Source organism: Streptomyces sp. NPDC059443 (genome assembly GCF_042750105.1).
GTDB lineage: Bacteria > Actinomycetota > Actinomycetes > Streptomycetales > Streptomycetaceae > Streptomyces.
Genome location: NZ_JBHYVM010000040.1, coordinates 57,616 through 77,817 on the forward strand (window position 1 = coordinate 57,616; position 20,202 = coordinate 77,817).

The 20,202-nt window shown below is 70.7% G+C and carries 24 protein-coding genes; 15 read left to right on the forward strand and 9 right to left on the reverse strand.

What is annotated here, in order from left to right; translation table 11 throughout:
• The first annotated feature begins 76 nt into the window (after nucleotides 1–76).
• The 4 genes from ACFXDJ_RS30740 (at nucleotide 77) to ACFXDJ_RS30755 (ending at nucleotide 3,568) form a co-directional block, all read left to right on the forward strand.
• The gene (locus tag ACFXDJ_RS30740; protein ID WP_384650053.1) at nucleotides 77–1,534 is read left to right on the forward strand and encodes a menaquinone biosynthesis decarboxylase; all 1,458 of its coding nucleotides are present in this window, start codon (nucleotides 77–79) and stop codon (nucleotides 1,532–1,534) included.
• Nucleotides 1,531–2,013, forward strand: coding sequence for a hypothetical protein (locus ACFXDJ_RS30745; protein WP_384650055.1), 483 nt, complete (start codon nucleotides 1,531–1,533; stop codon nucleotides 2,011–2,013). The genes ACFXDJ_RS30740 and ACFXDJ_RS30745 overlap by 4 nt, the downstream gene beginning before the upstream one ends.
• The gene (gene mqnP, locus ACFXDJ_RS30750; RefSeq protein WP_384650057.1) at nucleotides 2,010–2,936 is read left to right on the forward strand and encodes a menaquinone biosynthesis prenyltransferase MqnP; all 927 of its coding nucleotides are present in this window, start codon (nucleotides 2,010–2,012) and stop codon (nucleotides 2,934–2,936) included. The genes ACFXDJ_RS30745 and mqnP overlap by 4 nt, the downstream gene beginning before the upstream one ends.
• A gap of 65 nt (nucleotides 2,937–3,001) precedes the next feature.
• The gene (locus ACFXDJ_RS30755; RefSeq protein ID WP_384650059.1) at nucleotides 3,002–3,568 is read left to right on the forward strand and encodes a Uma2 family endonuclease; all 567 of its coding nucleotides are present in this window, start codon (nucleotides 3,002–3,004) and stop codon (nucleotides 3,566–3,568) included.
• Here ACFXDJ_RS30755 and ACFXDJ_RS30760 read toward each other — a convergent pair.
• Nucleotides 3,565–4,194, reverse strand: coding sequence for a rhomboid family intramembrane serine protease (locus tag ACFXDJ_RS30760; protein ID WP_384650061.1), 630 nt, complete (start codon nucleotides 4,192–4,194; stop codon nucleotides 3,565–3,567). The genes ACFXDJ_RS30755 and ACFXDJ_RS30760 overlap by 4 nt on opposite strands.
• Nucleotides 4,195–4,293: 99 nt before the next feature.
• Between ACFXDJ_RS30760 and ACFXDJ_RS30765 the strand changes: the two genes are divergently transcribed.
• Complete coding sequence (locus ACFXDJ_RS30765) at nucleotides 4,294–4,998, forward strand: UbiX family flavin prenyltransferase (RefSeq protein ID WP_384650063.1); 705 nt, start codon at nucleotides 4,294–4,296, stop codon at nucleotides 4,996–4,998.
• On the opposite strand, the gene ACFXDJ_RS30770 is transcribed toward ACFXDJ_RS30765, so the two are convergent.
• The gene (locus ACFXDJ_RS30770) at nucleotides 4,995–5,129 is read right to left on the reverse strand and encodes a hypothetical protein (protein ID WP_384650065.1); all 135 of its coding nucleotides are present in this window, start codon (nucleotides 5,127–5,129) and stop codon (nucleotides 4,995–4,997) included. The genes ACFXDJ_RS30765 and ACFXDJ_RS30770 overlap by 4 nt on opposite strands.
• A gap of 130 nt (nucleotides 5,130–5,259) precedes the next feature.
• Here ACFXDJ_RS30770 and ACFXDJ_RS30775 point away from each other — a divergent pair, with 130 nt between their 5' ends.
• Both ACFXDJ_RS30775 and mqnE read left to right on the forward strand, forming a co-directional pair.
• Nucleotides 5,260–5,715 (forward strand): Lrp/AsnC family transcriptional regulator, encoded by a 456-nt coding sequence (locus ACFXDJ_RS30775; protein WP_384650067.1) that lies wholly within the window; start codon nucleotides 5,260–5,262, stop codon nucleotides 5,713–5,715.
• A gap of 56 nt (nucleotides 5,716–5,771) precedes the next feature.
• A complete protein-coding gene (gene mqnE, locus ACFXDJ_RS30780; RefSeq protein ID WP_384650069.1) occupies nucleotides 5,772–6,935 on the forward strand; it encodes an aminofutalosine synthase MqnE in 1,164 nt (387 codons plus the stop codon).
• 5 nt (nucleotides 6,936–6,940) lie between these two features.
• On the opposite strand, the gene ACFXDJ_RS30785 is transcribed toward mqnE, so the two are convergent.
• The gene (locus ACFXDJ_RS30785; protein WP_384650071.1) at nucleotides 6,941–7,726 is read right to left on the reverse strand and encodes a hypothetical protein; all 786 of its coding nucleotides are present in this window, start codon (nucleotides 7,724–7,726) and stop codon (nucleotides 6,941–6,943) included.
• Between the two features lie 211 nt (nucleotides 7,727–7,937).
• Here ACFXDJ_RS30785 and ACFXDJ_RS30790 point away from each other — a divergent pair, with 211 nt between their 5' ends.
• From ACFXDJ_RS30790 to ACFXDJ_RS30805, 4 genes are all read left to right on the forward strand, one after another.
• A complete protein-coding gene (locus ACFXDJ_RS30790; RefSeq protein WP_384650105.1) occupies nucleotides 7,938–8,210 on the forward strand; it encodes a DUF4229 domain-containing protein in 273 nt (90 codons plus the stop codon).
• A gap of 178 nt (nucleotides 8,211–8,388) precedes the next feature.
• On the forward strand, nucleotides 8,389–8,472 hold the full coding sequence (locus ACFXDJ_RS30795; protein WP_330301006.1) for a putative leader peptide: 84 nt from the start codon (nucleotides 8,389–8,391) through the stop codon (nucleotides 8,470–8,472).
• A gap of 139 nt (nucleotides 8,473–8,611) precedes the next feature.
• On the forward strand, nucleotides 8,612–9,967 hold the full coding sequence (locus ACFXDJ_RS30800; RefSeq protein WP_384650072.1) for a dicarboxylate/amino acid:cation symporter: 1,356 nt from the start codon (nucleotides 8,612–8,614) through the stop codon (nucleotides 9,965–9,967).
• Nucleotides 9,968–10,079: 112 nt separating this feature from the next.
• Nucleotides 10,080–10,514 carry a VOC family protein gene (locus ACFXDJ_RS30805; protein ID WP_384650074.1) on the forward strand — a complete coding sequence of 145 codons (435 nt, stop codon included), beginning with the start codon at nucleotides 10,080–10,082 and terminating at the stop codon, nucleotides 10,512–10,514.
• A 13-nt stretch (nucleotides 10,515–10,527) separates the two neighbouring features.
• On the opposite strand, the gene ACFXDJ_RS30810 is transcribed toward ACFXDJ_RS30805, so the two are convergent.
• The 4 genes from ACFXDJ_RS30810 to ACFXDJ_RS30825 all read right to left on the reverse strand — a co-directional run bounded on the left by ACFXDJ_RS30810 (nucleotide 10,528) and on the right by ACFXDJ_RS30825 (nucleotide 12,307).
• Nucleotides 10,528–11,004 (reverse strand): hypothetical protein, encoded by a 477-nt coding sequence (locus ACFXDJ_RS30810; RefSeq protein ID WP_384650107.1) that lies wholly within the window; start codon nucleotides 11,002–11,004, stop codon nucleotides 10,528–10,530.
• Between the two features lie 78 nt (nucleotides 11,005–11,082).
• The gene (locus ACFXDJ_RS30815) at nucleotides 11,083–11,271 is read right to left on the reverse strand and encodes a DUF397 domain-containing protein (protein ID WP_384650077.1); all 189 of its coding nucleotides are present in this window, start codon (nucleotides 11,269–11,271) and stop codon (nucleotides 11,083–11,085) included.
• Nucleotides 11,268–11,453, reverse strand: coding sequence for a DUF397 domain-containing protein (locus ACFXDJ_RS30820; RefSeq protein ID WP_384650079.1), 186 nt, complete (start codon nucleotides 11,451–11,453; stop codon nucleotides 11,268–11,270). The genes ACFXDJ_RS30815 and ACFXDJ_RS30820 overlap by 4 nt, the downstream gene beginning before the upstream one ends.
• Nucleotides 11,450–12,307, reverse strand: coding sequence for a helix-turn-helix domain-containing protein (locus ACFXDJ_RS30825; RefSeq protein WP_384650081.1), 858 nt, complete (start codon nucleotides 12,305–12,307; stop codon nucleotides 11,450–11,452). The genes ACFXDJ_RS30820 and ACFXDJ_RS30825 overlap by 4 nt, the downstream gene beginning before the upstream one ends.
• Nucleotides 12,308–12,465: 158 nt before the next feature.
• Here ACFXDJ_RS30825 and ACFXDJ_RS30830 point away from each other — a divergent pair, with 158 nt between their 5' ends.
• Both ACFXDJ_RS30830 and ACFXDJ_RS30835 read left to right on the forward strand, forming a co-directional pair.
• Nucleotides 12,466–12,930 carry an ATP-binding protein gene (locus ACFXDJ_RS30830; RefSeq protein WP_384650082.1) on the forward strand — a complete coding sequence of 155 codons (465 nt, stop codon included), beginning with the start codon at nucleotides 12,466–12,468 and terminating at the stop codon, nucleotides 12,928–12,930.
• 195 nt (nucleotides 12,931–13,125) lie between these two features.
• Nucleotides 13,126–14,694, forward strand: a complete 1,569-nt coding sequence (locus ACFXDJ_RS30835; protein ID WP_384650084.1) for a hypothetical protein — start codon at nucleotides 13,126–13,128, stop codon at nucleotides 14,692–14,694.
• Between the two features lie 16 nt (nucleotides 14,695–14,710).
• Here the strand turns inward: ACFXDJ_RS30835 and ACFXDJ_RS30840 are convergent, their stop codons facing one another.
• Nucleotides 14,711–16,423, reverse strand: a complete 1,713-nt coding sequence (locus ACFXDJ_RS30840; protein ID WP_384650086.1) for a CocE/NonD family hydrolase — start codon at nucleotides 16,421–16,423, stop codon at nucleotides 14,711–14,713.
• Between the two features lie 95 nt (nucleotides 16,424–16,518).
• On the opposite strand from ACFXDJ_RS30840, the gene ACFXDJ_RS30845 reads away from it, so the two are divergent.
• A complete protein-coding gene (locus ACFXDJ_RS30845; protein ID WP_384650088.1) occupies nucleotides 16,519–17,238 on the forward strand; it encodes a TetR/AcrR family transcriptional regulator in 720 nt (239 codons plus the stop codon).
• A 6-nt stretch (nucleotides 17,239–17,244) separates the two neighbouring features.
• Here the strand turns inward: ACFXDJ_RS30845 and ACFXDJ_RS30850 are convergent, their stop codons facing one another.
• A complete protein-coding gene (locus ACFXDJ_RS30850) occupies nucleotides 17,245–17,919 on the reverse strand; it encodes a DinB family protein (RefSeq protein ID WP_384650091.1) in 675 nt (224 codons plus the stop codon).
• Nucleotides 17,920–18,081: 162 nt separating this feature from the next.
• Here ACFXDJ_RS30850 and ACFXDJ_RS30855 point away from each other — a divergent pair, with 162 nt between their 5' ends.
• On the forward strand, nucleotides 18,082–19,938 hold the full coding sequence (locus ACFXDJ_RS30855; RefSeq protein WP_384650093.1) for an AMP-dependent synthetase/ligase: 1,857 nt from the start codon (nucleotides 18,082–18,084) through the stop codon (nucleotides 19,936–19,938).
• The last annotated feature ends 264 nt before the right edge of the window (nucleotides 19,939–20,202 follow it).

Consider the following 20,202-nt stretch of genomic DNA (forward strand, 5'->3'; position numbering starts at 1 on the left):
GGCCCGCGGTGGACTGTTCCAGGGTAGAGGGCCCGCCCGCGTCCGGGCTCTGAGCGGGGATGCCACAATTGCCCGCATGGCTTACGACGATCTCCGCTCGCTGCTCCGGGCTCTGGAGCGGGAGGGCGACCTCAAGCGCATCAAGGCCGAAGTGGACCCGTACCTAGAGGTCGGGGAGATCGTCGACAGAGTGAACAAGGCGGGCGGACCCGCGCTGCTCTTCGAGAACGTGAAGGGCTCGGCGATGCCGCTGGCCATGAACGTCTTCGGGACCGACCGCCGGCTGCTCAAGGCGCTGGGGCTCAAGTCCTACGCCGAGATCAGCGAGAAGATCGGCGGCCTGCTCAAGCCGGAACTGCCGCAGGGGTTCGTCGGCGTCCGCGAGGCCTTCGGCAAGCTCGGCTCGATGGTGCACGTGCCGCCGAAGAAGGTGAAGGGCGAGTCCGCGCCCGTCCAGGAGGTCGTCCTCACCGGGGACGACGTGGACCTGGACCAGTTGCCGGCGCTCTTCACCTGGCCCAAGGACGGCGGCTCCTTCTTCAACCTGGGGCTCACCCACACCAAGCACCCCGAGACGGGCGTGCGCAACCTCGGTCTGTACCGCCTCCAGCGCCACGACAAGCGCACCATCGGCATGCACTGGCAGATCCACAAGGACAGCCGCAACCACTACGCGGTCGCCGCGGCCCGCGGTGAGCGGCTGCCGGTGGCGATCGCCTTCGGCTGCCCGCCGGCCGTGACGTACGCCTCGACCGCGCCGCTGCCGGGCGACATCGACGAGTACCTCTTCGCCGGGTTCGTGGCGGGCAAGCGGATCGAGATGGTGGACTGCAAGACGGTCCCGCTCCAGGTCCCGGCCAACGCCGAGGTGGTCATCGAGGGCTGGCTGGAGCCGGGCGAGACGCTGCCGGAGGGTCCGTTCGGCGACCACACCGGTTTCTACACCCCGCAGGAGCCGTTCCCCGCGCTGAAGATCGACTGCGTGACGATGCGCAAGCGTCCGCTGATCCAGTCGATCGTGGTCGGCCGCCCGCCGACCGAGGACGGTCCGCTGGGCCGCGCGACGGAGCGTTTCTTCCTGCCGCTGCTGAAGATCATCGTCCCGGACATCGTGGACTACCACCTCCCCGAGTCGGGCGGCTTCCACAACTGCGCGATCGTCTCGATCGACAAGAAGTACCCGAAGCACGCGCAGAAGGTCATGCACGCCATCTGGGGCGCACACATGATGTCGTTGACCAAGCTGATCATCGTGGTGGACAAGGACTGCGACGTCCACGACCTCCACGAGGTCTCCTGGCGGGCCCTGGGCAATACGGACTACTCCCGCGACCTCACCGTCGTGGAGGGTCCGGTGGACCACCTGGACCACGCCTCGTACCAGCAGTTCTGGGGCGGCAAGGCGGGCATCGACGCCACGAAGAAGCTGCCGACGGAGGGTTACACCCGGGACGGCGGCTGGCCTGACATGGTCGAGTCCGACCCCGCGACGGCGGCCCTGGTGGACCGCCGCTGGAAGGAGTACGGCCTGTGAGCCCGATCGGCATGGAGGGCCCGGCCCTCTTCATCGGCACCGACACGGTCTACGTGGCCCTGGTGCGCCCGGAGCTCGACCCGTCGGACCCCGGGGTCCGGCTGGCCGCCGAGGAGGCGGGCGTGAGCCCCGAGGAGTTCGCGGGGCCCGGCAACGTCTGGGCGCTGATGCTCGACGAGGACGGCGAGGGCGACGGCTTCGAACTGCCCGGCGCGCGGGACATCGAGGCGGACGACTTCGCGGAGCAGCTCCAGCGGGCCCTGGCTGCGGCCGAGCCGTTCACCGCCGAGGCCGGGAACTTCCTGCGTCTCGACGCCCGTCCGTCCGGCGACGCCTGGGTGGTCACCGCCCACGTCACCCCGCCCGAGGGCCACGAAGACGGCGCCGCCCGGAGCCCGGAGCAGACCCTGGAGCTCGGCGCGCTCCCGGCGGCGGAACTGCTGGCCGACCTCGAAGAGTTCCGGAGAGCCCTCGCATGATGACGACCGCCGACGAACTGATCGGCTCGTCCGGCCCGGCGCCGCAGCCGACCGGCAAGGTCAAGGCCTTCCTGCGGCTCGTGATGATCGAGCACTCGGTCTTCGCGCTGCCCTTCGCCTACATCGCCGCGCTCACCGCCATGTTCACGCTCGACAAGAGCATGCACTGGGGCAAGCTGCTGCTCGTCACCGTCTGCATGGTGGGGCTGCGGACCTTCGCGATGGCCGCCAACCGGATCATCGACCGGGAGATCGACGCGCGCAATCCGCGCACCGCCGGGCGGGAGCTGGTGACGGGCGCGGTCTCGGTGCGCTCGGCGTGGACCGGCGCGGGGGTCGCCCTCGTGGTCTTCCTCGGGGCGGCGGCGCTGCTGAACCCGCTCTGCCTGATGCTGGCGCCGATCGCCGTCGTACCGATGGTGGTGTACCCGTACGGGAAGCGGTTCACGAACTTCCCGCACGCCATCCTGGGCGTCGCCCAGGCGATGGGGCCCATCGGGGCCTGGCTCGCGATCACCGGCGAGTGGTCGTGGGACGCGGTCATCCTCGGCCTGGCGGTCGGCGTGTGGATCGGCGGCTTCGACCTGATCTTCGCCTGCCAGGACGTGGCCGCCGACCGGGCGGAGGGCGTCAAGTCCGTCCCGGCCCGCTTCGGCATCCCGGCCGCCCTGTGGGGCGCCCGCGGCGCGCACGTCGTCACCACGGCCCTGCTGGCCTGGTACGCCGTCGCGACGCACGCCGGTCCGGGGTTCTGGTTCGGCCTGCTGATCGTCGTCGGGGCCTTCCTCTACGAGCACACCATCGTCAAGCCGCACGACCTGTCCCGTCTGAACAGGGCGTTCTTCACGGTGAATGGTTTCATCGGCATGGCGCTCTTCGTCTGCGCCCTGGCGGACCTGGTGGCCCGCGGCCTGTCCCTGTAACTCGATCGTGTGTGCCCGGTCCGGTACGGCGGTTCGCGGCCTGCCAGGGCGGTTAGCTTGTCACCGTGACCGCCTCGGAGGGTGACCGCCCGCACTCACGGCTCAGCCGGTTCGAGGACATGTTCCCGGGGTACCGGGTGGAGCTCGTCGAGGGCGCCATCGTGATGTGTCCGCTGAGGCCGACCGACAGTCGCACCGTCCAGGTGGTGTGGACCGCGCTGTCGGCTCAGCTGTCGGATGACTGGGACTTCCTCAGCGATGTCGCCATCCCCTTCGACGGTGACAACGAGTTCTGCCCGGATCTCGCGGTGGTCCCGGAGGCGGAGGTCGCCAAGAACCTCAGCGCCTACCCGCCCGAACTGATCGAGCTCGCCATCGAGGTCGTCTCCCCGAGCAGCGCGCGCAACGACTACGAGGTCAAGGACCGGGCCTACGCCCGGCGAGGCATCCCGCACTACCTGATCTTCGACCCGTACAAGGCGCAGTGCACGACCCTGTGGAACCCCGGGCCCGACGGCTACTTGGGCCGCGACGTGATCCCGTACGGGGGGACGGTCACCGTGGAGACCGGGATCGGGAGGGTCGCCGTGGACACGGCCGCGCTCCCCGTGGACCCCGGCAGCGCCGCCTAGAGTGCCGCCACCTCGGGGCGCGGGCGGGACAGGAGGGCTACGGTCGCGCCCGCGACGAGGCCGAAGAGGTGGGCCTGCCAGCTGGTCGTGGAGTCCGTGGGGAGGGCTCCGGCCAGGAACGTGGTGCCCCAGACCGCCGCGATCACCACGGCCACCGTGACGCCGAGCGGGCTGCGCTCCACGAAGCCTCGTATCAGCAGGTAGCCGAAGAGGCCGAAGATCAGGCCCGAGGCGCCCGCGGTGATGCTGTGGGACGGGGATATCAGCCAGACCGCCAGCCCGTCGGCGAGGACGATCGCGACGCAGACGGCCAGGAAGCGGCGTATCCCGCTGAGGGCGGTGACGAAGCCGAGGACCAGCAGCGGGATGCTGTTGGAGGCCACGTGGTCGAAGCCGAAGTGCAGGAACGGGGCCAGCGGGATTCCGGTCAGGCCGTCCGCTTCGCGCGCGGTGATCCCGTAGGCGTCGAGCGCGTGGCCGGTGGCGTAGTCGACGAGCTCGATCAGCCAGAGCAGCGCGACCCAGCCCAGCATCAGCAGCCCGGCGGCCTTGGCCCGGTCCGTGGTCCGGGTCCGGCCTGTGGTCCGGGTCCGGCCCGTGCCGCGTGTCCCCTGCCAGTCGGTCATGACGCCCCCCGCCCCGCTCTCACCCGCATGTGTCCACCCCTTGAACGTCCGGCCACCTTAGCCAGTGCCCATTCGCGGTGGCCGGATAGTCTCGGAGGTATGACTGAGGGCAAGCGCACCCCGTGGGTGGTCGGGGTTTCCGGGGCGTCCGGGACGCCGTACGCGGCGGCCGTGCTCCGCGGGCTGCTGGCGGCGGGCGAGGGCGTGGACCTGGTGGTGAGCCGGGCGTCCAGGCTGACCCTGCTCGACGAGACCGGGATCGCCTTCCGCGACGCGCACTGGCGCGACGACCTGGGGGAGTGGCTGGAGCGGGGGGCCGACGGCAAGCCCGCGACCTTCGCGCGGCCGGAACTGGACGGCGTCCGCTACTGGGGCGCCGGCGACCTGGCGGCCGGACCGAGCAGCGGCTCGTACCCCGTCAAGGGGATGCTGATCGTGCCCGCGTCCACGGCCTGTGTGGCCGGAGTGGCGCTCGGGCTGTCGAAGGACCTGCTCCAGCGGGTGGCGAGCGTGACGCTCAAGGAACGGCGCCGGCTGGTGGTCGCGGTACGGGAGACCCCGCTGAGCGGGCAGACGCTGAAACATCTGGTGACGCTGGACGAGGCGGGCGCAGTGGTGCTGCCCGCCTCTCCGGCGTTCTACGCGGGTGCGACGCACATCCAGGATCTGGTGGATTTCGTCGCCGGGCGGGTGCTCGACGCGGCAGGGGTGCCGCACGGGCTGTACCGCCGGTGGGAAGGGGAGCTCGGAGGCTCCCGGCTTCCCGTTCCTGGGAAGGCCCAGGGTGCAAGCGGGGGTGCTTAGTGCTTCTTGCTGCGCCCCGGCTTGCGGGTCTTGTCGACGCGGTGCGCGGCGACGGGCTGGTCGGTGCGGGATCGGTTGGCCAGCTCCTGGAGCTGTCGCATGTGCGCGTAGGCCATCTCGATCGTGTACACGGTGAACCACTCCTGAAGATTGTCAGATCGTCATTGATCTGTTGAAAGATTCACAGGGTGTCGACCCTGTGCGCCTTTGATTCTATACGTAAACTGGTGGGATCGCCGAATAATGGAAGGCTCCAGGTATATGGACGCGGTGGACAAGCAGCTCATCCAGGCACTTCGTGAGAACGGACGTGCCTCGTACGCGGAGCTGGGCCGGCTCGTGGGCCTCTCCGGCCCCAGCGTCACCGACCGGATCAACCGGCTGGAGACGGCCGGAGTCATCACCGGCTACCGGGCGACCGTGGACGCGGCCTCGCTCGGCCTCGGCGTCACGGCGCTCATCGGCATCTCGCTCTCCGACGCCGCCGACCACGAGGACGTGGCCCGCCGGCTGCGCGACCTCACGGAGATCGAGGACTGCTGGTTCATCGCCGGCGACGACTCGTACATGCTCAAGGTCCGGGCCGGCGATGTGGACGGGCTGGAGAAGATCATCCGCAAGCTCTCCAGCACCAAGGGCGTCTCGCGCACGCGCACCACGATCGTGCTCTCCACCAAGTGGGAGAACCGGGTCGGGGGGCTGCCCGAGGAGGGCTGAGAGTACGGTGGGGACGGTCGAGGGCACGAGGACGAAGGACAGAGGAGAGGACCGGCATGGACGCTGGGCTCAAGCGTGAGCTGGAGGAGAAGGTTCGCTCCGGCGAGCGGCTGACCCGTGAGGACGGCATCGCCCTCTACGAGTCGGACGACCTGGCCTGGCTCGGCGGCCTCGCCCACGAGGTGCGCACGCGCAAGAACGGCGACGTCGTCCACTTCAACGTCAACCGTCACCTCAACATGACGAACGTGTGCACCGCTTCGTGCGCCTACTGCTCGTTCCAGCGCAAGCCGGGCGAGAAGGACGCGTACACGATGCGCATCGAGGAAGCCGTTCGCCTGGCCAAGACCATGGAGAACGAGAACCTCACCGAGCTGCACATCGTCAACGGCCTGCACCCCAGCCTGCCCTGGCGGTACTACCCGCGCTCGCTCTCCGCACTGAAGGAGGCGCTGCCGAACGTCTCGCTGAAGGCGTTCACGGCGACCGAGATCCACCACTTCGAGACGATCTCCGGCATGTCGGCCTCCGACATCCTGGACGAGCTGATCGAGGCCGGCCTGGAATCGCTCACCGGCGGCGGCGCGGAGATCTTCGACTGGGAGGTCCGCCAGCACATCGTCGACCACCGCACCCACTGGGAAGACTGGTCGCGCATCCACCGCCTGGCGCACTCGAAGGGCCTCAAGACCCCGAGCACGATGCTCTACGGGCACATCGAGGAGCCGCGCCACCGCGTGGACCACGTGCTCCGGCTGCGCGAGCTCCAGGACGAGACCGGCGGTTTCCAGGTCTTCATCCCGCTGCGCTACCAGCACGACTTCGTGGACATGAAGGACGGCAAGGTACGCAACAAGCTCCAGGCGCGCACGACGATGGCGACGGGCGCGGAGGCCCTCAAGACCTTCGCGGTCTCGCGCCTCCTCTTCGACAACGTCCCGCACGTCAAGGTCTTCTGGGTGATGCACGGCGTGCAGACCGCCCAGCTGGCGCTCCAGCACGGCGCGGACGACATGGACGGCTCGGTCGTCGAGTACAAGATCACGCACGACGCCGACAACTACGGCACCCCGAACAAGCTGGGCCGCGAGGACCTGCTGGAGCTGATCCGCGACGCGGGCTTCCGCCCGGTCGAGCGCAACACGCGCTACGAGATCATCCGCGAGTACCCGGGCCCGGACGCGGGTCTGCGCGAGACCCCGCAGGCGATGCGGGTCTGATCCGGTCAGTCCTGGCCACGGAAGTCGTGAGCAGGCCCCGGTCCTCGTCGAGGACCGGGGCCTGACGCGTGCGGCGGCCGGGTCGCGAGGACGGCGCCGGCGGCGAGGAGCACGGCGAACACCGGCAGCCAGAGCCAGAGCAGGCTCAGGACGGGCCGGTCGTGGTCGTCCACGAACAGGATGAGCGTGACCATGGCGGCGAGGCCGCCGTATCCGGCGAGACGGAAACCGTCCCGGACCCGGTACCGGCGTTTGGAGCCGGGGTGGGCGAGCAGCCAGCCGTGGGAGACGAGCAGGACGCCGCCGAAGCCGAGCGCCGCGAGGCCGGATCCGAGGATGGAGATCGTGTTGATGCGCGGGTGGCGGTCGGTGCGCTGGGTCGCGCCGTGGGCGGAGACGAGGATGGGCTTGCCGCGCCAGAGCGTGACCGACACCGTGTCCCCGCGCTTCAGTTCGCTGACGACGGGGTGGGACTCGCCGAAGAGCAGCCTCACCTGCTCCGAACCGTCGGCCGGGGTCGCCAGGATCCAGATGGAGTCGTTCTTGCTGCGCCTCATGTGCGTGCTGTCGACGGTGAAGTCGACCGGCCGCAGGCAGTCCGCCTCCGGCCGGGTCTCCTGCCCGGCGGGGCAGGCGACGGCGTGCGCGAGCGCCGCGTACTCCCGCTGCCTGGGCGGGAAGTCGACGAAGGTCAGCCAGGTGCCGAGGCCCAGCAGGGCCAGGCCGAAGAGCACGCCGAGGGCGTACGTGGTGCGCGGGTGGGACTCGAAGGGCGAGCCGAATCGGTACACGCCGCAGATCGTATGGCCGGTTGATCGGATGCGGCAGTCTCTGCCGCACTGACCTGCGGGGCTGCCGGACGGGCGACCCCGGCGGGCCGGAGCGGGGGTCCGGCGTGCTTCACTGGACGGGAACGAGCCGACGTAAAAGCGGCGAACGGACGAAGAGAGAGTAGGGGTCACCGTGTCCCTCAAGCCCAACGCGACGATCCGGTACACCGCGATGCGCCTGGTGATCTTCGTCGGGTCCCTCGTCTTCGTCGCGGGCATGGTCCGGCTGGGCTGGGTGCCCGCCGGTCTCGGCGACGCCAACCCCGCCTGGGTCGTGCTGCTCGCCCTCGTGATCTCCGCCCCGCTCTCCTTCGTCCTGCTGCGCAAGCAGCGCGACGAGATGTCCGTCGCGATCTCAGGACGCGTCGCGGGCGCGAAGGAGAAGCTCGCCGCGAACCGCAGCCAGGAGGACGTGGCCGACGACGCCGCGCGCGCCGGCCAGTAGGGCCGCAGTTAGTTTCATCACGCACCGAAATGCCTCGGCTCCGGGCCCACCGCCCGCGATGCCGGGGCTTTCGGCGTTTTCGGGCGGCTTCGCACCGCCCGATCCCAAAGGGACTCTTTGAGATTCCCAAAGAAGAAGTGTTAGCGTGTTCAACATGTTGACCGCAGCTGCGCACCCGATGACCACGAGCGTTCCGCTCGTGGCGCGCCTGCACGTCGACCTTTGCCGCCGCGCGTCCGCGGCCTGTTGCTGCTGTCGCTGAGTCCCGCGACCAGCCCTGGCACGTCGTCAGGGCACAGCAGCGGTCCCGCCCGCCCGGCTCTTCGCGTTTCCGGGTGCCGTCGCACCGCAACACCACCCCACCCCACCGCACACACCGCAGAACCACCCGGAGAGTGTCCGTGTCCGCGTCACCGCAGGCCCCTGCCGCCGAGGCCCCCGCCAAGCCGAAGCCCTCGTTCAAGTTCCCCTTCTGGGCCCAGATCGTCACCGGCCTCGTGCTCGGTGTCCTCCTCGGCTGGGTCTCCCGCAGCCAGGACATCAGCTGGCTCGGCACCACCCTGGAGCAGATCGGCGACATCTTCGTCCAGCTGTTGAAGCTGGCCGTCGCCCCGCTCGTCTTCTTCGCCATCCTGGTGTCGATAACCAACCTGCGGAAGGTGAACAACGCCGCGCGGCTCGCCTCCCGCACGCTGCTCTGGTTCATGATCACGTCGCTGATCGCGGTGGCCATCGGCCTCGGCATCGGCCTGCTCACCAACCCGGGCTCCGGCACCGGCCTCACCCCGCAGGACGGCAAGCTGCCGAAGCGCCACGGGTCCTGGCTGGACTTCCTGACCGGCATCGTGCCGAAGGACATCATCACGCCGTTCACCGAGCTGAACGTCCTGCAGATCGTCTTCCTCGCCGCCGTCGCCGGTATCGCCGCCCTCCAGCTCGGCAGCAAGGCCCAGCCGGTGCTGACCGTCGCCGAATCCGTGCTGGAGCTGCTCCAGAAGGCCCTGTGGTGGGTCATCCGCCTCGCCCCGCTCGGCACCGTCGGCCTCATCGGCACCGCGATCGCCACGTACGGCTGGGACCTGCTCGGCAAGTACGCGACCTTCACCGCGGACGTGTACGTCGGCTCCGCGCTCGTGATGTTCGGCGTCTACCCGCTGCTGCTCTGGACCGTGGCCAAGGTCAACCCGCTCCAGTTCTTCAAGGGCGCCTGGCCGGCCATCCAGCTCGCCTTCGTCTCCCGCTCCTCGGTCGGCACCATGCCGGTCACCCAGAAGGTCACCGAACGCCTCGGCGTCCCGAAGGAGTACGCCTCGTTCGCCGTCCCGTTCGGCGCCACCACCAAAATGGACGGCTGCGCCGCGATCTACCCGGCGCTCGCCGCGATCTTCATCGCGCAGATCTTCGACGTGCAGCTCGGCATCGGCGACTACCTGCTGATCGCCTTCGTCTCGGTCGTCGGCTCGGCCGCCACGGCCGGTCTGACGGGCGCCACGGTCATGCTGACCCTGACCCTCTCCACGCTGGGCCTCCCGCTGGAGGGCGTGGGCCTGCTGATGGCGATCGACCCGATCCTGGACATGATGCGCACCGCCACCAACGTGGCCGGCCAGGCGCTGGTCCCGGTCATCGTCGCGGCCCGCGAGGGAATCCTGGACAAGGTCGCCTACGCGACCGCCTCCTCCTCCCCGCTGGACGAGCCGACGGTGGCCCCGGCCGAGGCCGCTGCCGCTCCGGAGAAGGTCCTCGTCTCCGCCTGACGCCGCCGCACCACACCGCCTACTCGCCGCAGCCCCCGCCCCCGTCCGGGCGGGGGCTGCGGTGCGTTTTAAATCGCCGGAGTTCCGGGCCACGCGTCATTAGGGTGGGCCGATGCCGTCGATCAAGCAGTTCCAAGTCACCTTTGACTGTGCAGAACCCGAGCGCGTCGCCCGCTTCTGGTGCGAGGTGCTGGGGTACGTCGTACCTCCGCCGCCGGAGGGGTTCGCCACTTGGGGCGATTACGATCGCTCGCTGCCGCCCGAGCGCCAGGGGGCGGGGTTCGCCTGCATGGATCCCTCGGGGGTGGGCCCGCGCATGTACTTCCAGCGCGTGCCCGAAGGCAAGGTCGTCAAGAACCGGCTGCACCTCGACGTGAGGGTCGGCACCGGCCTTGTCGGCGAAGAGCGACTGGCCGCGCTTGAGTCCGAGTGCGCACGACTGGTCGCGCTCGGCGCGGTGCGCGGACAACTCCTGCTCGCCGACGAAGAGAACGAGTCGTGCCTCGTGATGCAGGACATCGAGGGCAACGAGTTCTGCCTCGACTGAGTCGGCAAGGTGATCAGCGGGGCGGGAGGGACGTCAGAGCGGCATCCCACTGGTCGGCCGCATGACGCAACGCGGCCGCATCCATCCGCACGCCGACGGCGTACTGGTAGATGTCGGCCCGGTCGTCACCCTGCTGCCATGGCGGCGCCGCCTCCAGCGACAGGTGAATGCGGATCACCGCCGTTCCGTCCTCGCTCCGGTCGGCAAGGCTGAAAGCCAGGAGCGGCTCGATGAACGAGGTGTCCGGGGACAACTCGCCTTCGGCATCGGGTCCGGTCACAGCCACCGTCCCCGCGGCCACCGCGCGCAGCCACGGGGCCACCTGGCGGGCCTCGTCGGTCAGCAGGCATGGATCGGCGAAGGACCAGCTGCCCTCGGGAGTCGTCACCGTGCCGCCGATGACCAGCCAGTTGTCGTCGTATGCATCGCCCCGAACGTTGGCGAACTGATAACGCATCGGGCGGAGGTCGACGCTACCGGCGGAATCCATCAAGAGCACATGGCCAGGATGCCAGGTGTGGGCCGGCAGGCCGGGGCGCAGTGCTGCGCCCCAGGTCCCGGCGGAAGGTCAGCCCCCTGCGTGCGCGACGAATCCCGCCCAGGCGTGTGGTGCGAAGGCGAGGTGGGGCTGGGTGAGGTCCTTGGAGTCGCGGACGTGGATGGCGGCGGGGGTGGCGGCCACCTCGACGCAGGAGTCGCCTTCGCTGCCGTCGCTGTAGCTGCTCTTGAACCAGTCCAGCTCGGGGTTGTCGATCACGACGTGTGCTCCACGAATCCGGCCCACACGTGGGGCGCGAAGGCGAGGTGGGGGCCCTGGGTGTCCTTGGAGTCGCGGACGTGGATCGCGGCGGGGGTGTGGGCTACCTCGACGCAGTCGTTGCCGTCGCTGCTGCTGCTGTAGCTGCTCTTGAACCAGTCCAACTCGGGGTGGTGGATCATGTTTCTCCCAGCAGTTCCTCGATGAAGGCCCGTGATTCTTGGGGCGTGAGTGCCTGAGCTCGGATGATGCCATAGCGCAGCTCAAGGATTCGGAGCTGCTTGGGATCGGAGACCGGGCGCCCGTAGAACGCCCCTTCCGCTCGGCCCACCGCAGAGCCATCGGCGAACTTCAGTAGCTCGATCAGCCCCTCCATCCCGGCGTGATCCTCACGGATGGTCGGCATCACCTGAAACTCGATGTTCGGCAACTGGATGACCTCCAGGAGGTGTTCGAGTTGGCGGCGCAGCACCATTGTGCCTCCGATCGGACGGCGGAGCGTGACCTCTTCCTGGACGAAGCTGAGGGCCGGGCCGGGAGATCGCTGAAAGATGGACTGACGTGACATGCGGCCGGACACCATCCGCTCCATCTCGTCCGGCGTGTAGGCGGGTCGCGATGTTCGGAACAGTGCCCGCGCGTACTCCTCGGTCTGCAGCAGGCCGTAGATGTTGTGGTTGTTGTACGTGCCGATCTCGACGGCTTTGCTCTCCCGCTTCTTCAAGTCGCGGATCTTCTTCGGGTAGCGGACCTGTTCCATGTCCGCCTTCATCGCGGAGATCTTGCCGCCCGCCCGGAGCACCTCGTCCGCCTTGTCCAGGTACTCGGGGCGGGGGATCCGCTTGCCCGCTTCCACCTTGCGGACGAGGTCTTCGCCGTAGCCGATCTCCGTGCCGAAGTCGGTGGCGCGAATGCCCGCTTCCTCGCGCCAGACCCTCAATTGGCGGCCGAGCGCGGCCAGGACCGCCACTCCCTGTTCGTCCTCGGGGTCGACGTCCCAGCCGTTGTCTTCCGTGCCGTCCCTGTCCACATTCATGCGTGCCCACCCAATCCGACGCACCGATTCCCTCAACGCCCTGATCCCCGGGGCCCGGACCGGACAGGCGCGACAGCGCCGGACAACGACCGGACAGACGCCGGACGCATGGGCGGTGCCGCTTCTCACGGTACGCAGGCACGACCACGCTCGGTTATGTGAATACGCAAATCCGTGACTCCGCAGACCAGTTCACCGCCCAGCTCGCCGCCACACCCTTCGGTGCGCGTCAGGCCCGGCGGCTCGCCGTCGAGAAACTCGCCTCCTGGGGGCTGCCCCCGGAGGATCCGGCGCTCATCGTGGCCGAGCTCGCCGCCAACGCGGTGACCCACGGCCGTGTCCCCGGGCGGGACTTCCGGATCGGGCTCATGCTCGGCGGCGGGGTGCTGCGGATCGAGGTGGTCGACACGCGGGGTGACCGGGTCCCGGGAATCCGGGACGCGGACGGGTGCGCGGAGGCCGGGCGGGGGCTGGTGCTGGTGGATGCGATCGCGGACCGCTGGGGGGTGGAACGGGGGCTTCCGCCGTGCAAGTCGGTGTGGGCGGAGCTGGATGTGCCGGTTGGTCCGGACGGCCGGGTCGCGGGAACCCGGGACCCGGCGGGGCGCGACGTAACCGCTTGAAAGGCGGAGCTAAATCCAACCAACCGACCCCTCCGGCTCCCCATCACCCTCAAGGGTGAACTGTGCCAACTGGGGTGGATTTCGGGGTGGTTGCCGGGCATATGCTCGCCCCACACAACCAAGACATGAGACGGCCCCCGCCGGGACTGCAATCCCGATCGAGGGCCTGACCACACAGGAAGCACTACCTTCCCAATGGCTCTTCAGAAGCTTATCGCGCCCTCCTGCGCCTCGTCCCGGGTTCCGACCGGGGCTCCCCGATCCGGTGTCGCCCACGTCAAGGTCCGGCACGCGGAGCACTACACCGTGATCGGCAACCACCTCCTCCAGCACCACTCGCTGTCGCTGGTCGCCATCGGCCTCGCCGGTTACATCCAGTCGCTGCCCGCCGGTGCCCGCATCGGCATCAAGAGGCTGACCGAGCGGTTCCGGGAGGGGGAGACGCGGATCTCCGGAGCCCTTCGGGAGTTGGAGACGCACGGCTACCTGGAACGGAGCCGGGTCCGGCTGGCGAGCGGGCAGGTCGTCACCCGGACGGTGTCCTACAACCGCCCCTCGGCCGTGCCTAGGCAGGGGCCGAGCCCGAGTCCGGAGGTGGTGCGGGTTCCTGGGGCGGGGCCTGGACGGGGGCCGGAGGTGGTGCGGGTTCCTGGGCGGGGGCCTGGGCCGGGGCCTGGGCCGGAAGTGATGCTGGGGCGGGCCCCCGAAGCGGCGGGCGTGCCCGACCCGATCGCGGAGCCGGAGCCGGAGCCGGAGCCTGTGGCCGAGCCTGTGGCCGAGCCCGAGCCCGAGCCCGAGCCTGCACCCACGCCCGAGCCGGTGCAGGGGTCGATGGCCACCCCCGCGCCGTTGGTCGAATCCGAGCCGGAGCTCGAAGCCGAACCCGAGCTGACGCCGGGGCTGATGGCCGCTCCCGAGTTGATGGCCGTGGCCGTGCCCATGGCCGACCCAGTTGCCGAGCCGTTGGCCGGGCCTATGGCCGAGCCCGTCGCCGGGCCCATCGCGGAACCTATCGCCGGGCCGATGGCCATGCCTGTGGCCGAGCCGGTCACCGGGCCTGTGGTCGGGCCGGTCGCCGGGCCGATGGTCGAGCTCGTGGCCGAGCCGGTGGTCGGGCCCGTCGCCGAACCTATCGCCGGGCCGATGGCCGAGCCGGTCGTTGAGCCAGTTGCCGGGCCCACCGCCGGGCCCGTCGCTGAGCCCATGGTCGAGCCGATGGTCGAGCCCGTCGCCGAGCCCGTCGCCGAGCCCGTCGCCGTGCCCATGGCCGAGCCGGTCGCCGAGACTATCGCCGGGCCCATGGCCGAGCCGGTCGCCGGGCCCGGGGGTGGGCCGTCTCCGGAGCTGTCCCCGGCGTCCCCGGAGCCGACGGCCGCGACCGGGGCCGTACAGCCGCCGGAGGCAACCGTCGGGCTGGGGGAGGCTGTTGAGCTGCTCGCGTGGCTGCGTCGGAAGGATTCCCGGTTGTTGCTCGCGGACAGGGACGTGCGGAAGCTGGCGCCCGAGGTGGCGCACTGGCTGGAGCGGGGGGCGGAGCCCGAGGCCGTGCGGCAGGTGCTGGCGGCGGACCTTCCCGGCGACCTCCGCAATCCGGCGGGCCTCATCGCCTACCGGCTCAAGGCCGGCATCCCGCCCCACCTGCCGGCGGCCGCGGCCGTACGGCCCGTAGGGCGGCCCGACCCGCTCCAGAACTGCGACGGCTGCGACCGGGCCTTCCGCGCCCCCGAACCGGGCCGGTGCCGGGACTGTCCGCCCGTCGCGTGATGCGCGAGGGAGCAGGTCAGCCGTGCTTCGCAGGGCTGAGACCGGAACCGTCGGCCGGGGTCGCGAGCGTCAGCGCCGAGTCCGCGTGGAGCGTGATGCGGACCGGTGTGAAGGTGGTGGCGTCCACCGGTGACTGCCCGTTGCCGGGGTTGCGGGCGTAGCGCGGATGGGCGCCTCCGCTGATCTGCCAGCGGATGCGGTGGCCGACCTCGAACCGGTGGGCCGTTGAGCTCATCTCCACCGTGAGCTGCGACGGCTCCTGGCCTTCCGTGCGGAGTTGGCCCAGGCCGTCGCAGATGTTGGTGGAGCGGCCTTCTGCGTCCACGTCGCACAGGCGGGTGAAGACGTCGGTGTGACCGGTGTCCGTGGAGATGCTCAGCCGCGCCGAGACCGGTCCGAGGACGTCCACGGGCTCGGTCAGCGGGGGGCCGGTGAAGGTCAGTACGTCGTCCCGGGCCTCCAGCTTGCCGTTGTCGCGCGGGCCGGCGGTGCGGGAGAGCAGAGGGCCGCCGAGGGAGGGGGTGGGGTCGCTCGGGTCGTAGCGGAACGAGGTCAGGGGTGCGGAGTCCGTGGGGGGCTGTTGGATGAGATGTCCCTGTTCCGTGGGGAACCACGGGCTGACGGTCGTGGAGGCCGACGGCCAGTCGTCCATGTCACGCCAGGCCTCCTCGCCGCCCACGTGTACGCGCACCTTCGTGGGGCGCAGGCCGGAGGGGTCGGCGCACAGGTGGGCGCGCAGCCAGGCGAGGCTCTCGGCAAACACCTCGGGCCAGCCCTGTTGCAGGGCGGAGGTGTGGGTCCACGGGCCGACGAGGAGGGAGGTCTCGCATCCGGCCCTACGCAGCCGGTCGTACTGCTCGAAGGTCTGGTCGGCCAGCGCGTCGTGCCATCCCGTGATCAGGCTCGTGGGCACGGTGTGCCGCTCCGCCACCTCACCCAGGGACGCGCCGTGCCAGTACGGGTCCTCGGCGTCCGGGTGCGTCATCACCTCGTCCAGCCAGGGCACTTCGTCCTTGTACGCCGACGCGTGCGCCCCGCGCAGCGGCTGCGCGGTGGTGGCTTCGCCCAGGTGCCGTTGCAGGCGCAGGGTCGCCTTCACGAACGGTGCCATGCCCTGGTGCTGGTAGGTCATGCCCGCGCCGACGGCGAGGGCGGTCTCCAGGTTGAGGGCGCCGTTCGCGTGGAACAGGCCGTGGGGGTCGTGCAGGCCCACCTGCACCACCATCGCCTTCAGCTCCGGCGGCGGGTCCGTGGCGAGGGCCCACTGTACGTAGCCCAGGTAGCTGGGGCCGACGGTGCCGAGGGTGCCGTTGAACCAGGGCTGTTCGCGCAGCCAGGACACCGTGGCCCGGCCGTCGGCTGCCTCGTTCCGCCAGAGGTCGAACGTGCCTCCCGAACCGCCGGTGCCGCGGCAGCTCTGCACGACGACGTGGAAGCCCTGTTCGGCGAAGAGCAGGCCGTACATGGGGGACCAGGGCAGGCCCCTGCCGTACGGGGAGCGCACCAGGAGGGTGGGGAAGTCGCCCTCGGTGCGCGGGAAGTAGTGGTCCGTGATCAGCGGGCTGCCGTCGGCGGCGGGCACCACCAGTCCCGGCTCCCAGCCGACGTCGTGCAGCTTGGCCGGGAGGCGGCGCCACGTCGCCCGCATCATCCGTGAGGAGAGGGGCGGCTTCCCGGAAGGCGGTGTCCAGGTCGGACTCAGCACGGAAGCGTGCGTGCGTGACGTCATCGTTCCCCTCCTCGATTGATTCTCGTACTGTGTACGAGAATAGAATACTCGACTGAGGCCCACAAGGGCTATCGATCATGGAAGGAGCGCGGAGCATGCCGCGTGACGGAGGGGCCGGCGCCCCGGGCGTCGACCCCCAGCAGCTCTGGCTGACCTCTGGCCAGCCGCGCAGGGGCCGCAAGCCCACCTACAGCCGCGAGGCGATCACGGAGGTGGCCGTCGCCCTGGCGGACGCCGAGGGGCTCGAAGCGGTCACCATGCGGAAGGTCGCCGAACGGGCCGGAGCCGGCGTCATGTCGCTCTACAGCTACGCCCCCGACAAGGAGACGCTGCTGCACCTGATGGTCGACCACGTCAGCGGAGAGCTGCCGACCACGGACTCGACGCTCACCGGGGACTGGCGCGCCGATCTGAAGGCCATCGCCCGCCTCCAGCGCGACCACATGCTGCGCCACCGCTGGCTGCCCGCCGCGCTGGCCACCCGGCGCATCCCCGGGCCCCACACCCTGGCTTTCCTGGAGTACGCGCTCACCGCCCTGCGGCCCGCCGGGCTGGACGGGATGGCGAAGATGGAGATCTTCGCCCAGCTCACGGGATTCGTGGCCGGGCACGTCGGCCACGAGATCGCGCAGGCCGAAGCCGCGCAGTCCCCCGACCGGGCCGCGGCCGAGGTGCGCTACCTCGTCGCCGTCGCCACGGACGGCCACCACCCCGAGCTCGCCGAGGCCCTTTCGGCCCCGGGGCGTCCCGTCACCCCCGAGGCCACCTTCACCCGGTTCCTCAACCGCCTGATCGACGGTCTCGACACCGACTGATCCCCGTCACCGCCTCTGCTGGGCGGCCCGGTCGGCCTCGTGGGCCACCCGCTCCAGGCGGTCGCGGTAGTCCTCCCACCAGGACGGGTGGCCCGGCGGCAGGCTGGCGTTGCCCTTCTCCATGCCTACGGCGCCGTCGATGAGTTCGCGGATGATGTCGGCGTGTCCGGCGTGCCGCTGGGTGTCGGCGATCACGCGGACCACGGCGTGGAGCAGCGTCACCTCGTCCCGGCCGGCGGGCCACCACGGCACCTTGCCCACCGCGTCCAGCGGCAGCGCGGCGATCGTCGCGTCCGCGTGGGCCCACGCCCGGCGGTACCGGTCCACGATGTGCTCGCGCGTCTCGGCGGCGGTGGCCCACATGTCCGAGTTGGGCTCGGTGCCTTCCTCGTGCCAGGGCGGCGTCTCGTCGGACGGCCGGCCGAAGGTGTCGCCGAGGTAGCCCAGCTCCGCGCCGGCCGCGTGCTTGACCAAGCCGAGGAGGTTGGTGCCGGTGGGCGTGTGGGGGCGGCGGGCGTCGTACTCCGAGAGGCCTTCGAGCTTCCAGAGGAGGGCGTCGCGGGCGGACTGGAGGTAGTGGTGGAGGTCGGCCTTGGGGTCCGCCGGTGCGGGGGCGGGCGTGGGCGTGGGCGAGGGCGAGGGTGTCTGCGCGGGCGTCTGTGCGGGTGTGGGTTCCGTCATGGGGGCATTCTGCCCGTCGCGTGATCTTCGGGCGGCGGGTTTCCCTGGGGGTTCGGGTGACGTGGAGGGAGCGTGAAAAAGGGCCCCCGGGGGTGTTCAGGGGCGATTACCGGTGAGTAAATTACCGGCGGTAACACTCCGTCCGAGCGAGGAGAACGCGCCGTGGATGCCGAGCCGAAGCTGGTGGAGCCCTTCAAGACCGTCATCGACGGGCGAGTGTGCGAGGTCGCGGTACCCGCGCTGGCCCGGGTGCCGGTGAGCGGATCCCTCGGGGACATCCCCTTCGACAACGCCCGCGAGGCCCCGGGCGAGGCCGTGCTCGCCCGCAAGGAGCAGGACGGGCGGACCTGGCGGGACGTCACGGCGGCCGAGTTCGCCGCCGAGGTGCTCGCCGTCGCGAAGGGGCTGATCGCCGAGGGGCTGCGGCCGGGCGACCGGCTGGCCATCATGGCGAGGACCACGTACGAGTGGACGCTCCTGGACTTCGCGGGCTGGGCGGCCGGGCTGGTCACCGTACCGATCTACCCGACCTCCTCCGCGCTCCAGGCGCGCTGGATCATCCAGGACTCCGGGGCGGTGGCCTGCGCCGTGGAGGACACCGCGCAGGCGCGGATCATCAGTGCGGAGCGGGCCAACCTGCCGTGGCTGCGCCACCTTTGGGAGTTCGACACGGGCGCGGTGGCCCGGCTGGTCAAGGCGGGGGAGCACGTCCCCGACGAGGTGGTGCGGGACCGGCTGGCGGGGTGCGCGCCGGAGACCGTCGCGACACTGATCTACACCTCCGGGACGACCGGGCAGCCCAAGGGGTGCGTGCTCACGCACGCCAACTTCTTCGCCGAGGTGGACAATTCGGTGGCGCTGCTGCACCCCGTCTTCAAGTCGGTCAGCAAGGACCCGGCCTCCACACTGCTCTTCCTGCCGCTGTCGCACGTCTTCGGGCGGATGGTGGCGGTCGGCTGCATGCGGGCGCGGGTGAAGGTCGGTCACGCGCCGAGCATCCGGAGCGAGGAGCTGCTGGCGGACCTGGCCGGCTTCCGGCCGACGTTCCTGCTGGCGATCCCGTACGTCCTGGAGAAGGTCTACAACACCGCGCGGGCGACCGCCGAGAAGCTGGGCCGGGCCGCGTCCTTCGACCGGGCCGCCCGGATCGCGCGCAGCTTCGGCGAGGCGGTCGAGGGCAAGCGGCCGGGGCTGGGGCTGCGGGCGGCGCGGGCGCTGTACGAGCCGCTCGTGTACCGCCGGATCCGGGCGGCGCTCGGCGGGCGCGTCCGGTACATCCTCAGCGGCGGCTCCCCGCTCGGGCGGCGCCTCGCCGCCTTCTACACGGGCGCGGGCATCGAGGTCTTCGAGGGCTACGGGCTCACCGAGACGACCGCGGCCGCGACCCTCTCCCCGCCGCTGCGGCCCCGCCTGGGGACGGTGGGCTGGCCGCTGCCGGGGACGGCGGTGCGGATCGCGGACGACGGCGAGGTGCTGTTGTGCGGGCCGCACGTGTTCGCGGGGTACTGGAACGGGGCTCCGGCGGGTGGGCAGCAGTGGCTGGCCACGGGGGACATCGGCGAGCTCGACGCGGACGGGTACCTCACCATCACCGGCCGAAAGAAGGACCTGATCATCACGAGCGGCGGCAAGAACGTGGCCCCCGCCCCGCTGGAGGACTGGCTACGGGCCCACCCGCTGGTCGGCCAGTGCATGGTGGTCGGCGACAACCGGCCCTACGTGACCGCGCTGATCACCCTGGAACCGGAGGGGCTCCAGCACTGGCGGCAGATGCGGAAGAAGCAGGGCGTGCCGATCGCGCAGCTCGTCGAGGACGAGGAACTCCGGGCGGACGTGCAGCGGGCGGTGGACGAGGCGAACCAGCTGGTGTCGCGGGCGGAGTCGATCCGGCGGTTCGCGGTGCTGACGGGGGATTTCACGGAGGAGCGGGGGCATTTGACGCCTTCGCTGAAGCTGAAGCGGGGCGCGATCGCGCGGGATTACGAGCGGGAGATCGAGGCGCTGTACCGCCGGCCGTAGCCGTGGCCGGTTCCCGCTGCTGCCGGGGACCCGGCCCTGCCGCGCCTCGGGTCGCAGCCATGCCGGGGCTGCGGGCTGCGGGGTGTGCCGCTGCGCGGGGCGGAGGTCCCCTACCCGCCCTTCGCCCGTTCCCCGGGGCTGCGCCCCGGACCCGTTGCCGCGTGCGGCGCCGTTGCCGGGGGCCAGCCCCCGGACCCCCGCGCCTCAAACGCCGGCGGGGCTGGATGTTGCGGGGCTGGATTGCCCCGCAGGGCAATTTCAGCC